We start from the raw sequence: 12518 nt of genomic DNA, 5'->3' as shown, positions 1-12518 counted from the left end.
GCTACAAATTTATCGCCGCTGCTGGCTCAGGTGTTACTGAATCGCGGGATCGAAACGGCTGAGCAGGTGCAGGCGTTTCTTGATCCAGAGTCGCAAACGCTGCCCTCGCCGCTGCAAGACTTTCTTGATCTGCCCATTAGTTTAGAGCTGCTGATTAACGTAATTAACCAACGGCAGCGCATCGCCATCTGCGGTGACTACGACGCCGACGGCATGACGAGCACGGCACTGCTGATCCGGGCGCTACGATCGCTGGGAGCGCGAGTAGAGTACGCCATCCCCAGCCGCATGAGCGAAGGCTACGGCATTAACAAGCGGATTATTGAAGAGTTCTACGACGAAGGCGTCCAGCTAATTTTGACCGTGGACAACGGGATTGCGGCAGTCGAGCCGATCGCCCGCGCCCGCGAACTGGGTCTATCGGTGATCATCACCGACCACCACGACGTTCCCCCAACGCTGCCACCCGCCAATGCCATTCTGAACCCCAAGCTGATCGATCCAGAGTCGCTCTACCGGGGTTTGGCAGGGGTGGGAGTGGCATACATTCTGGCGGTTTCTCTTGCCCAAAGCATGGGCAAAACGCAGGAACTCGGCAGCGCTCTACTGGAGCTATTCACGCTGGGCACGATCGCCGATCTGGCACCGCTAACGGGTGTAAACCGCCGCTGGGTCAAGCGAGGACTGCAACGGCTGCCACAGTCCAAACTGGCAGGCGTGCAGGCGCTGATTCAGGTTGCTGGACTCAGCGGCGCCAAGAATCTCAAACCAGAGGCGATCGGCTTTCGACTGGGTCCCCGGATCAACGCAGTTGGGCGTTTGGCTGACCCGCAAATTGTGATCGAACTCCTCACCACCGACGACATGGGCGTGGCGCTGGAGCAGGCGATGAAGTGCGAACAAATTAACCAGACGCGCCAGCAGCTCTGCGAACAGATCGAGCGCGAGGCGATCGCTGCCTACGAAGCCAGCAGCGACAGCGCCCAGCGCGATCGCCTGTTGGTGCTGGTGCAGCCGGACTGGCACCACGGCGTGATTGGCATTGTGGCGTCGCGCTTGGTGGAGCGGTATGGGGTTCCGGTATTCATCGGCACGTACGAAAACGCGGATCACATTCGCGGTTCTGCCCGCAGCATCCCAGAGTTCAACGTGTTCGAGGCGCTGGAATTCTGCAAAGACTTATTGGAGAAGCACGGCGGACACCAAGCGGCGGGTGGCTTCTCTCTTAAAGCGGAGAATCTGGACGCGCTGCGATCTCGCCTTTGCAGCTTTGCTCACCAGCAGCTTCAGCCCGCACACCTGAAACCGCTAGTCGAGATCGACGCGCAAGCCTCGCTCGACCAAATCACTCACAGCCTCTACGCCCAAATTGACGCGCTGCATCCCTGCGGCATCGCCAACCCCGACCCAGTTTTCTGGACGCCGAATGTCCGCGTCTGTGAACAGAAGTCGATCGGCAAAGGACACTTAAAGCTTGTGCTGAGCGCAGAGGATGCGTCAGTAGATCGACAAAAAATTACGGCGATCGCGTGGCGCTGGGGTGAATACTACCCGCTACCGCGACAGGTAGATGTTGCCTACCGAGTGCGAACGAATGAGTGGCAGGGGGCGGTTTCAGTCGAGCTAGAACTCGTCGGCGTACGGCTGCCCACTCAGACGACGAACCCGCAAGAAGTAGCGTTTCAGATGGGCGATCGCCAGTATGTGTGCAGCCTTACCGACGCGTTATCTGGCAGAGAGCTGCGAATTCGCAATCCCGAGGGGAAAATTCTGGTGGTACAGCAGGGACAGAAGCTGGGCAAGCTAGGCAGAACGGACCATGATTCCAAGCAGGTTGATGTGTGTCAGCCGCCGTTTTATCACCTGATCAAAGCGGCGCTAAACGCCTTAGAGCAGCAGTAAGAAGAAAAAAAAGCCCGACACTCGTCGGGCTATCGCTACTCTCTCATACTTGTAGGAATTCTTTAATGACTGATAGTACCTGCACCTTAGCTAAGCGTGTGCCAGAGACAATCCGTTACATGTCTCCACCACGGGCTGCTAGCAGGAAGATCACGACGGGACCTGATAGCATGATCGCTGCAAGCATCGTAAGTTGAACAATCGCTTCCCAGTTGACGTTGCCCAGGATATCACTAATTACTTCCATTGCCCCTCCCAATCCAAGCTATTCAATCGGATAACGCAGTCGTAACATTCCTGTAACAAGTGCTTATTGTATCTGCCTCTTGCATTCCATTTTAAGGAAGTTAATAAAACTATATAAAGCTGCGATTAGGGTTCGTCAGGCGTTGTTTGTAACCCAAAATCCGCGATAACTTTCCCCGAACCGCCCACCGATCCAGGCAAACGCTATGCTGAATTTTGTATGGCAGGGCTTCTAAATTTTATGGCAACTTGGCACTGTGTTAAGCACTGTGGGGCGTGCTGTCACCTTGATCCGCGCGATCGCCCCGACTTGGCAGACTACCTCACTCCCGATGAGCTAACGCTGTACCTAAGCTTGGTCGGCGAGGATGGCTGGTGCATTCATTTCGACTCTACCAATCGTGAGTGTCGCATCTACTCAAGTCGTCCGCGCTTTTGCCGCGTGGAGCCTGATGTGTTTCAAGATCTTTACAGCATTGAACCTGATGAGCTGTCTGACTTCGCGATCGACTGCTGTCAGCAGCAAATTGAAGGCGTCTACGGCGATCGCAGTTTGGAACTGCTGCGGTTTCAGCGGGAAATTGGCGACTGGGGAACGAATTAGCATTTCTAGCATTTGGGCTTGCGCGATCGGGCAGAGGCGACCATACTAGATAATGAAAAGAAAATGAAAGTCCAGTAATTCCGTGAGCCGTCACCTATCTGCCGCCAGCCAAACCGTGCAACTCGAAGCTCCGTCAATGGTCGAGCCTCTTAGTCCGATACAGGTATCCAGCGTCATAGTGGAGCAAAACGTTGCTTCTGTCGCGCCGACCGCTGGTCGATCTTTTTGGAAGGTATTCGCCTCAACCTTCGTGACTATCTTTTTGGCGGAGTTAGGTGACAAGACTCAGGTTTCGACGCTGCTAATGAGCGCAGAATTTCATGCGCCTTGGGTCGTCTTTGCTGGAGCCGCTGCTGCGCTTGTAACCACGAGCTTACTTGGTGTCTGCGTCGGCTGCTGGCTGGCTCGCCGCCTCTCACCTCAGACGCTTGATCGATCGGCTGGCGTTATGCTGGCGTTCATTTCCCTCTGGCTGCTGTGGGACGTTTTGCAGTAGCAACCGAATTCCAAAACTAACCGCATCAACTCATGAACTGGCACCTCCTTGGACTTACCTTTGTAACCGTCTTTCTATCGGAATTAGGCGACAAAAGCCAGCTTGCCGCGATCGCGCTGAGTGGTAACGGTCAGTCGCCTCGTGCAGTATTTTTTGGGACGGCTGCCGCGCTGCTGCTGGCAAGTTTATTGGGTGTGCTGCTGGGTGAAGGAACGTCGCATCTGCTGCCCGAGAAACTGGTGAAAATTGTCGCGGCGGTAGGCTTTGCGGTGATGGCGGTGCGGTTGCTGCTGTCGCGATCGTCAGCTGATACAGAAGAGATTTGCTGACCAATCCCTACGCTGAGAGCCTTAGAATAAAGGCGGACTCTGGAGCAAAACACTATGTCTGCCAACGTCGAGATTTATACCTGGAGCACCTGCCCATTCTGCGTTCGGGCAAAAGCCCTCCTGGATAAGAAAGGAGTGCAGTACACTGAGTACTGCATTGATGGAGACGAAGCTGCTCGCGCCAAAATGGCGCAGCGATCGCATGGACGTCGATCGCTGCCGCAAATCTTCATTAACGATCAGCACGTTGGCGGCTGCGACGATATTCACGCGCTGAATGCTCAAGGTAAGCTTGACCCGCTACTGCAAGGGTAGGTATCAGTTGGCAGCTAATCGCTGCTAGCGATTAGCGATTAGCTTCAAAGAGGATTCATCGTGAAGTTGGCATTTATTATTGATCCGATCCAGCGTCTTGACCCTGGACACGATACCAGTGTGGCGCTGATGGAAGCCGCGCAGGAGCTTGGGCACGAAGTTTGGATCACGCAGGCGAATCAACTGGGCGTCGTCGATGGAAAAGCGATCGCCCTTCTGGAATCTGTGCGGTTGACTCCGGTGCAGCTTCAAGATGGCCTCTGGAAGGCAGCTGATCCCTGGTTTGAGCTAGGCGATCGCGCCCTGCGCCCCCTCGAAGAGATGGACGCTGTGTTTATGCGGACCGATCCGCCCGTCACGGTTCCCTACCTCTACGCGACGTACATTCTCGACTACATTGACCCCACCAAGACGCGGGTCGTCAATTCTCCTAGCGGCATTCGGGCTGCCAACGAGAAGATGTACGCTCTCCAGTTTACGCAGGCGATCCCAGAAACGATCGTCAGCCAGAACAAGCAGGTAATTCGGCAGTTTCTAGACCAAAAGGGGGCGGCGGTGCTGAAGCCGCTGGGTGGCAAAGCGGGCGAAGGAATTTTGTTTTTGCAGCCAACCGATCGCAATATCAACTCGCTGATCGAAATTAGCACGCAGCAGGGACAGGTGCCTGTGATGGTGCAGGCTTACTTACCTGAGGCGAAAGACGGCGACAAGCGGATTGTGTTGCTGAATGGAGCGCCGATCGGTGCCGTCAATCGAATTCCCACAGGCAATGAGTTTCGCGGCAACATGGCGGTTGGAGGGCGCGTTGCGGAAACCGTCATCACCGATCGCGAACGCGACATCTGCGCCCAGCTTGCTCCAACTCTGCAGCGCGACGGGCTGGTATTTGTCGGAATTGACATCATCGGTGGCTACTTAACCGAGGTCAACGTCACCAGTCCAACGGGCGTGCGAGAAATCGATCGCCTCAGCGGAACCCGATTAGGACAACAGGTTATTGAGTGGATCGAGCGTAGCAAAGCGCAGTGAGATCAGCAGATCAGGCGGCGCACGGCTCCACCATTCATCCAAGGATCACGCGGCATTCGCAATAAACTGTTACAGGCTTGCCGCGAAGTTAGCCTCCTTACGGCTGAGGTACTGCTTAAGCCCCCAGCCTCAGGCAGACAGCATTCAAGCCCCCCTGCTGTCTGCCTGATTCTTTGATCGATCGCGCCAATCCCCAACAGTTCAGCGGCGCTCCGGTGGCGTTGGCGGCGGAATCCAATAGATGCTGAGCGCCTGCACAATATTGACTAAGTCAGCGGCTTCAGTCGGCTTCACTAAGCAGAAATTGATCCCCAGCTCGTAGGCTTGCTCAATATCGCCCTCTTCGGCGGATCCCGTTAGCATCACGGTCGGAATTGACTGAAAATCGGGCTGCTGCTTAAGCCATCTTAGAAGCGCCATTCCGCCCTTTCCGGGCATGCGCAAATCGGTAATGATCAGCACGGGTAGCGGATGCTGTTGGCGATCGTCGTAGGGCGAGTTGCCGCTCAAATAATCGATCGCAGTTTCAGCAGTGTTAACAACGTGAACCTCTGGAATATTTTCTAACCGAGACTGCTGCAACGCTCGTCGAAATAACAACACGTAGGCAGAGTCATCTTCGACGTAGAGTACAACTTTACGCGAGAAATGAGTCATGTCTGTAAGAAGTTACCAGACCCATCCTACCGCCGCTAGTTGGGGGGGACTACTCTATCCAGGGTCAGAGAAAATTAGTGAGAATCACTCTTCCTTTTCCTCGATGACAAGATTTGGCAGTCCGTTTAGCTTTTCGGTGGGCACCTCCTCCTCGATGAGGGGCGCAAACACAGTCAGCCCGTTGGGAATGCACTCGACCTCGATCGGAGTTGTGCCAGCGAGTTCTCCATCCAGCACCACTTTTTGCTCCGGAGTGGTCGTAATTTTGACGCGCCGAGTCCGCAGGTAGCCAATGTCATCCCGCTCCGCCGGATTACCAGTTAGGGCTGTTTGCAGCAGATGATAGGTGGCTGCGATCGCCCCTGCCCGATTTGCGGGTGCGACGATTGTCACATCCAGCAGCCCGTCATCCACAACGACCCCTGCCGGACCCTGAGCCAGTACCGAGGTCGCTGGAGCTGCATTCGCCACTGTAATTGCCGCTGCCGAGAGGGAGATGACTCTGTCATCGGTTTCAATCTCTACATCAAAGCTTTCTAGCTCCCGCAGTTGTTTAAATCCTGCCAAGACATACGCCAGCATTCCAAATCGGTTCTTAGCGTCTCGATTTGCCTGCTCTACCGCTTCTGCCTCAAAGCCAATTCCCGCCAGCAGCACCATCGGTTGCCCATTGCAGATAGCAGCATCCACCGTGCGCGTTGCTCCTGCGAGGATGTTGCGACAGGCAGCGTCGATCGTATCTGGCAGATCCAGCGCATTGGCAAACGCGTTCGCCGTTCCGCGTGAGATCACCCCTAGCGGAATCGATGTGCCCACCAGAGCCGCCGCCGCCGCAGATAAGGTGCCGTCTCCCCCACAGGCGATGATTGCATCCACACCGCGCTCTACCGCCTGCTGAGCCAGTTGATCAGCTCCTACCTCCTCTGTGGTGAGCTGGATATCAAGGTCAATTTCAGGTTCTAGAAGGATGCGGATATTTGCCAAGTCTTGGTTTGGGTCGCCCTGACCCGCAACCGGATTAAAAATGAGGCAAGCAGAACGGTTCATAAAAACAGACTATAAGAAATAATCAGTACTCAACATCGTCCGCATCCTTAATTAAGGAATCTGGAATCAAATAACGTACAAATTCTGTAGGGTAGGTAGGCTACCTGTCCCGGACAGTTGGAATTGTTATTCCACTTTAGTTAATTCACGACCCCAAAACGGATTGCAGGCATTACTGATATCACCTAGCTAACACGCTTCTAGCAGAGGACAGTTCCTGCTAAAGAGAGATTTGTGACTTGTGAAATGGATTTGCTTTGGCGTTTTTCAGACGGCAGAATGAAGACACCTTCAATGTGGAACGAGCAATGCCTGATCCCCGCATGTACGAGAGCGACACCTTTGTATTACTAGAGCCGAATCAGCCAGAGAAGTTTCTGAGCACTGCTGAATTGCTAGAAAAGCTAAAAGCAATTCTTGTCGATCGACAGCAGGATTTACCGAGAGATTTGCAGCGGTTTGCGTCGATCGACGAACAGGCACACTATCTGCTTGAAACATCGTGTGAATTCGATGTGGGTCCGGGACAGTACCTACAATGGTATGCGGTGCGATTAGAGAAGTAGGCATAGCCGCTATTCCAGAAATGCATCGCGTATAAGCAACAGCCAGCACGCAGTCAATCCTTGAATCTTTAAGCGTTTCTAAGAATCGCTGTCTGCACCTGGACTCTATCCGGCAGTTTCTACTGGTGTCGAAATTAAGGCTACGTCTACGCGATCGTTCTCTAACGGACTCAGATTTACAGTAACGCCCGGTCCAAAAAACTGCGTCATCTTTTCTTGCTTCCGCTGCCAAACCTCGAAGGGCATTAACGGTGACTTAAATTCTAGAACCAGTGTGTAAGCTCCATTGGTGTCTTGTTCGCGTAAGCCGACTAGGACTGGACGTTCTTCATCGGTTGGACTCAGCCCAAGATGGCTCAGGGAGCTATCCAAATGTGCATCCTGCCCATAGCGGTAGCGGGTAACGTCCTTGCGAATTTGAGTTTGGGTGGGCGTGGCTTGCTGGTCTCGTAGCGCCACGATGGGGTCAGGCGTTGGCTGAGTGAAAGGAACGGGTCTAAGTTCCGACGCCTTGAGCGCCAGTCCTCCTAGCAGTACCGGAATTCCGTAGAAAAATCCCGCCAAATTCAGCGTGGCGTTTCCAGTGAAATACGCCCAAAATCCAACTACGGTAAGGACACCTCCCACACTCAGACCCAACGTTCCCAAGGAAGTTTGACGTAACATAGAGTTAACCGTTTGACAGAAGAGAATAATTGCTTCAGATTTATTATCACTGCTGTTTGTCTGCATCTGGACGAACTAGAAAAACCAGCTGAAGCGATCGCACGCGCAAACAGATGTGACCCGTCGTGAGGCAGTAGCCTCCTAGACAATGCGCTAGGCTCCAAAGTGGTTTGATACCGTCAAGCGTTTCGGAAGAGAGAGGCTCCTGCACAGCTAAAGCCGCACAATTTCGATAGGTGAGTGCTGGTTACACGTTCGTAGATTGGTTTCTTTGGAACTTTTTATGCTCAAACCTGAGAGTCATCACGCGGCTCCAAACCGATCGCTCGTTGAGCAGATCGATTCTTTGAAGCGCGAAGACGAAATGCTCTACAACATTTTGGCGGTGGATGTCTGGGCATTGGCCAAGACGATGGATGAATTTCAGCCTGGATTTTGGGCGGCGTTTATGAAAAACCGTGAACGGGCGCTGAAGCGATTCATCGACGAGATGATGAAAGCTAAGTCTGCCAATCCCAAGCGTCCACCGTTTTTGCGTTAGTGTAGTGTCGTCTCTGAACTAAAAACTGTAGCAATCGTTGTGGGAGAAAGTACGCGATGGACCCTCAAACCATTCGAGAGCGAATTAACTTGATTGCCAGTAAGCGGGAATCGTTAATGCGGCTATTAGAGCAACCCGACTTAGGAGCACTTCGGGTAGACGTAAATCAGGCGATCGAGGAGATCGACGATTTGTTGGATGAGTTCAGACGAACCTTTCCCGAAGCGGTCTAAAAATCAACCGTCGGATAGTAAGGTTCCAGCACAATCTTGAATTGTCTGGAACTTTACCTTAGCTTGTGTTATTCCTTGACGATATCAATTGCTATTGACGTGTTGCCCTAGCTCCTTGATTAAATCAACGAGTTCGTTCGTGCTAGTGTCTTTTTTACGGAAGGCGTCAATTTTTGCTGTTTGAACCATCACCTCTGTCTGAGGATCTTCGAGCGAAGAATAGGCAAGAATTTTTGTATCAGGATAGATTGTTTTGATGTGAGTGGACGCACTCAGACCATCCATAATTGGCATCTGTAAATCTAAAACAATGACATCGGGGCGATGCTGCTTGACCAGTTCGATCGCCTCATGTCCGTTACTTGCTAATCCAATTAGCTCCACGCCCGCCTGATGCCGTAACGCAAGACTTAGACTAAATCTAGTTAGTTCATGATCATCTACGACCAGAACTCGTATGTTTCGTTGGTTAGCAGTCAACATGCCATGCCAGATAACGTGTTAGACGGTTTATGAAACCAGTTACAGTATAGTATTCCGCAATACCAAACGCCTCTACCGTCCGAGCTACCTGTTAAGAAAGAATTTTCGTTAGCTGAGGCACAGCAAGCATACTGCTGATGAGCGTGAGCAATCAACCCTAGGGTTGATTGCTCATGTTTTTGTCCTAATGCCGAGACTCAACGAATCCAGTCCTTAAGTAGCGCTTGCCGGCGGGGATGACGCAGCTTTCGCATGGCTTTCGCTTGAATTTGACGCACACGCTCTCTAGACAACTGGTACCGCTCACCAATTTCGGTCAGTGTGTAGTGCTGTCCATCTGTTAAACCAAATCGCAGTTTAATGATTTCCCGTTCACGATCGCTGAGGTGGTCCAACACCGAATTAAGGCGATCGCACAGGAGTTTGTGGTCCAAACAGTCGTTTGGAGCCACATTATCTGAGTCCTCAATTAGCTGCATTAGCTCTGTGTCTTCTTCGCGCCCGACCCAGGCATGCAGAGAAAGCGTTCCTTGGCTAACATCAAGTACCTGCTCGAGTTTATCCTCATCGATTTCTAGCGCGGCTGCCAGTTCTTGTTTCGTCGGTTTTCGCCCTAGCTCTTGCGACAGAGTTTGCCGCGCTTTGCGAATTTGATTTAGCTTTTCTACCATGTGAACGGGAAGGCGAACGGTGCGCGATTGAGAGGCGATCGCGCGCGTAATTCCCTGGCGAATCCACCAGTAGGCATAGGTAGAAAACTTGTAGCCGCGTTCGTAGTCGAACTTTTCTGCTGCTCGCATTAGTCCCATTGCGCCTTCCTGAATCAGATCGAGGAAGGGAACACCGCGGTTCAGGTATTTTTTGGCGATCGAAACTACTAGGCGTAAATTAGACCGAACCAGCTTGCGCTTTGCTTGCTCTGCCTTGGGTCCACCTTTGGCGATTTCGCGCGCCAGTTCAACTTCTTGCGCTTGGGTTAGCAGCGGATAACGCGCCATTTCTCGTAGAAACAGTCCTACAGAGTCATCAGAAAGATCGAACCGCTCTGCGGGTTTTTTAGAGGGCACTTTTGCAGGGGTGGTTTCTACTTCAAACTCTTCCATCTCGGTGAGATCGATCGCGAAATCAAGCTCAGCAGCTTCCGACTCTAGAGGGTCGGCTTCAAGTGAATTAGAACGGAGATTGGCACTCATACACACTCAACATATGGGTTGTCAGCAATGGCGTAAAATTGCCTCCAACTCTAGCAGAGTTTCTGAAAAGCGCTCATCTTTTTTTGAGAAATATCCTTAACTTTTGTATGAGCGTGCGAATCGAAAACCAGAATGTAACAATTTGTTTAAGTTTTGCAGCATTCCATAAAAACTGGAATATCAAATTAGGTTGCGTTGGAGGATGAATGCCAGAAAACTGAAGACTAGAAGCGAGCGACAACTGCGGTTCAGTTGTCGTGCTAACTCGATCGTCGCGAGCTAAAAAGGGATTTTTGAACACAGTTAAGTCGCGTCATCCTCAAGTAGAGATGGCGCATTTCGGTAACATGTTTGAAGGGCGTCTAACGCCTTACGATCGGGCTGCTTCTATACGGTGAATTCGGCAAACTCACCATTTTCGTCTCCCGTTGGATTGAGACGCGATCGTGTGGATTGAAGCGAAGTTCCTTGCAGAAGCTGAGAAAGCGTGAGCCCTGGATTTTGCTGAAGCACATTCAAAACTGTGATGAAATCCCGCACAATTTCTCCCGGAGTTAGCAACGTTTCAGCACCCAAGCGATGAGCGATCGCGTGTAGAAACTCCTGAAGATCTGACGGTGTGAGTTGCCGCTTGCTGCCATGATGTGCGACGTGAATTTCCGCTAAAGCCTGTAACAGCCGCAGAACTTCCGGCTGCGTTAGTGGTTCTAGGCGCACAACAGGACCCGACGAGTCTACCACCTCACTGCTCACCAAACGACTTTTAGCAGTGCGACGCTGCCACGCTGGGTCGCTGAAAAGCCCTCGACGGGGATCTTCGAGAAACTGAGGGGTACCGCCAATCAGCAACCCAAGATGGCTGACTCGACCTTGCAGCACATCATTGAACATTGCTAATAGCTTGTCGTAGTTGTTCTGCCGCGATACGGCAGTAGAAAGCTTGTAAAGATGCACCGCTTCGTCCAAGACCACGAGCAGCCCCTTGTAGCCGATGTCCGTGACGAAGCGAGCCATCAGCTTCAGATAGTCGTACCAGGTGTCGTCGTCAATAATCACCCGCACGCCCAACGCGGCTTTTGCTTCGGTCCGGGTGGCAAACTCACCGCGCAGCCAGCGCAGAACCGCTTCTTTTTTGGCGTCGTTGTCGGTGCGGTAGCCGTTCCAATACGCAATGATCACGTTGGCAAACTCAAAGCCATTGACTAAATCCGCTACGTCCTTGATGACCGCGCGGATTTTCTCCTCCACGCGATCGTCAAAGCCCGCATCGATCGGTTTTAGTCCTGTGTCCTGGGCTACCTGCGTCTGCACCGCCGCGATCCAGCGCTCTAAGACGATCGCCAGCGCTCCTCCATCTGGGCGGCTTTTGGTAGCCAGGTGGTGCATCAATTCGCGGTAGGTAGCGAGACTCGCGCCGCCACCGCCTGCTAAGCGCCGCTCTGGCGTTAGATCTGCATCGGCAACGACAAACCCCTGCTCCATCGCCTGATTACGGATCAGTTGCAGCATAAAGCTTTTGCCTGCTCCATAGCGCCCGACGACAAAGCGGAATGCCGCACCACCTGCTGCTACAGTGTCTAAATCGTGCAGCAGCACAGCGGCTTCTTGCTCTCGCCCTACGGCGATGTGCTCTAGCCCCACTCGTGGAACGACGCCCGCGCTTAGTGCGTTGAGCAACGCTGTTGAAACTCGCTTCGACAGTTTAGGAGTTGCCATAGGTTCATCAGCTAACAGCGATTAGCCATTAGCTATTAGCTATCTATAATGGGTGTTCCCAATTCTAGATGGTTCTAGACGTTTCGGGTTCTTCTGCCCATCCTCATCTAGAGTGAAACAGATGGAAATGTTGCCGCTTATCTCTCTTGACTGAGTAGCACATGACGCGCTGGCAGGTGAGCTATGCAGAACCACCGACAACACGTTCCAAATTTAGTTTCATGCGAAGAGAGTTCATTGAAAGAGTTTTTAGAACTCTTGTGGTACTGGGACTTAATTTAATTATTTGCTTAACTGCAATCTTCACTTACGCGCCTTACCATACTCCTGGAGATCCCATACGTTCTAACCGACTTGATGTAGACCTAATCGGATTGATAGGAATTTGTGTAGGGAGCTGTCCAGGTTACAAAGTTGGGTTACATTCAGGCGTGACTCGATCGCATAACGGTTCCTCTAGAGACTCGTGTTCGTAACTGAGACTTTACTCTTCAA

16 protein-coding genes are annotated in these 12518 nt (G+C 52.3%); 9 read left to right on the top strand and 7 right to left on the bottom strand.

Annotated elements, in window-relative coordinates:
* A partial coding sequence (gene recJ / locus H6F43_RS11230; RefSeq protein ID WP_190342851.1) for a single-stranded-DNA-specific exonuclease RecJ occupies positions 1-1902 on the top strand: 1902 nt, incomplete at its 5' end.
* Positions 1903-2017: 115 nt separating this feature from the next.
* Here recJ and H6F43_RS11225 read toward each other — a convergent pair.
* Positions 2018-2149, bottom strand: a complete 132-nt coding sequence (locus H6F43_RS11225) for a photosystem II reaction center protein Ycf12 (RefSeq protein WP_190342850.1) — start codon at positions 2147-2149, stop codon at positions 2018-2020.
* A gap of 240 nt (positions 2150-2389) precedes the next feature.
* Between H6F43_RS11225 and H6F43_RS11220 the strand changes: the two genes are divergently transcribed.
* From H6F43_RS11220 to gshB, 5 genes are all read left to right on the top strand, one after another.
* A complete protein-coding gene (locus H6F43_RS11220; protein ID WP_190342849.1) occupies positions 2390-2752 on the top strand; it encodes a YkgJ family cysteine cluster protein in 363 nt (120 codons plus the stop codon).
* Between the two features lie 82 nt (positions 2753-2834).
* Entirely contained in the window at positions 2835-3248 is a 414-nt protein-coding gene (locus H6F43_RS11215) for a TMEM165/GDT1 family protein (RefSeq protein WP_347272402.1), read from the top strand.
* A 32-nt stretch (positions 3249-3280) separates the two neighbouring features.
* Positions 3281-3577, top strand: coding sequence for a TMEM165/GDT1 family protein (locus H6F43_RS11210; RefSeq protein WP_190342848.1), 297 nt, complete (start codon positions 3281-3283; stop codon positions 3575-3577).
* A 54-nt stretch (positions 3578-3631) separates the two neighbouring features.
* On the top strand, positions 3632-3892 hold the full coding sequence (grxC, locus tag H6F43_RS11205; protein ID WP_190342847.1) for a glutaredoxin 3: 261 nt from the start codon (positions 3632-3634) through the stop codon (positions 3890-3892).
* Positions 3893-3952: 60 nt separating this feature from the next.
* Positions 3953-4921, top strand: coding sequence for a glutathione synthase (gshB, locus tag H6F43_RS11200; RefSeq protein ID WP_190342846.1), 969 nt, complete (start codon positions 3953-3955; stop codon positions 4919-4921).
* Between the two features lie 201 nt (positions 4922-5122).
* On the opposite strand, the gene H6F43_RS11195 is transcribed toward gshB, so the two are convergent.
* Positions 5123-5578, bottom strand: a complete 456-nt coding sequence (locus H6F43_RS11195; RefSeq protein WP_190342845.1) for a response regulator — start codon at positions 5576-5578, stop codon at positions 5123-5125.
* Between the two features lie 84 nt (positions 5579-5662).
* Positions 5663-6625 (bottom strand): YegS/Rv2252/BmrU family lipid kinase, encoded by a 963-nt coding sequence (locus tag H6F43_RS11190; protein ID WP_190342844.1) that lies wholly within the window; start codon positions 6623-6625, stop codon positions 5663-5665.
* 308 nt (positions 6626-6933) lie between these two features.
* Here H6F43_RS11190 and H6F43_RS11185 point away from each other — a divergent pair, with 308 nt between their 5' ends.
* Entirely contained in the window at positions 6934-7191 is a 258-nt protein-coding gene (locus tag H6F43_RS11185; protein ID WP_190342843.1) for a chlororespiratory reduction protein 7, read from the top strand.
* 105 nt (positions 7192-7296) lie between these two features.
* Here the strand turns inward: H6F43_RS11185 and H6F43_RS11180 are convergent, their stop codons facing one another.
* Positions 7297-7857, bottom strand: coding sequence for a DUF2854 domain-containing protein (locus H6F43_RS11180; protein WP_190342842.1), 561 nt, complete (start codon positions 7855-7857; stop codon positions 7297-7299).
* 283 nt (positions 7858-8140) lie between these two features.
* Between H6F43_RS11180 and H6F43_RS11175 the strand changes: the two genes are divergently transcribed.
* Together H6F43_RS11175 and H6F43_RS11170 are read left to right on the top strand one after the other, a co-directional pair.
* Positions 8141-8398 carry a hypothetical protein gene (locus tag H6F43_RS11175; RefSeq protein WP_190342841.1) on the top strand — a complete coding sequence of 86 codons (258 nt, stop codon included), beginning with the start codon at positions 8141-8143 and terminating at the stop codon, positions 8396-8398.
* A gap of 56 nt (positions 8399-8454) precedes the next feature.
* On the top strand, positions 8455-8631 hold the full coding sequence (locus tag H6F43_RS11170; RefSeq protein WP_190342840.1) for a hypothetical protein: 177 nt from the start codon (positions 8455-8457) through the stop codon (positions 8629-8631).
* A gap of 84 nt (positions 8632-8715) precedes the next feature.
* On the opposite strand, the gene H6F43_RS11165 is transcribed toward H6F43_RS11170, so the two are convergent.
* The 3 genes from H6F43_RS11165 to H6F43_RS11155 form a co-directional block, all read right to left on the bottom strand.
* Positions 8716-9114 carry a response regulator transcription factor gene (locus tag H6F43_RS11165; protein ID WP_190342839.1) on the bottom strand — a complete coding sequence of 133 codons (399 nt, stop codon included), beginning with the start codon at positions 9112-9114 and terminating at the stop codon, positions 8716-8718.
* A gap of 197 nt (positions 9115-9311) precedes the next feature.
* Positions 9312-10307 (bottom strand): sigma-70 family RNA polymerase sigma factor, encoded by a 996-nt coding sequence (locus tag H6F43_RS11160; RefSeq protein ID WP_190342838.1) that lies wholly within the window; start codon positions 10305-10307, stop codon positions 9312-9314.
* A 387-nt stretch (positions 10308-10694) separates the two neighbouring features.
* Positions 10695-12023 carry an ATP-binding protein gene (locus H6F43_RS11155; RefSeq protein ID WP_190342837.1) on the bottom strand — a complete coding sequence of 443 codons (1329 nt, stop codon included), beginning with the start codon at positions 12021-12023 and terminating at the stop codon, positions 10695-10697.
* Between the last annotated feature and the right edge of the window lie 495 nt (positions 12024-12518).

Source organism: Leptolyngbya sp. FACHB-36, assembly GCF_014695955.1.
In the GTDB taxonomy this organism is placed as follows: domain Bacteria; phylum Cyanobacteriota; class Cyanobacteriia; order Leptolyngbyales; family Leptolyngbyaceae; genus FACHB-36.
The sequence above is the reverse complement of the archived record's forward strand: the minus strand, read 5'-3'. Positions and strand labels throughout refer to the sequence as shown.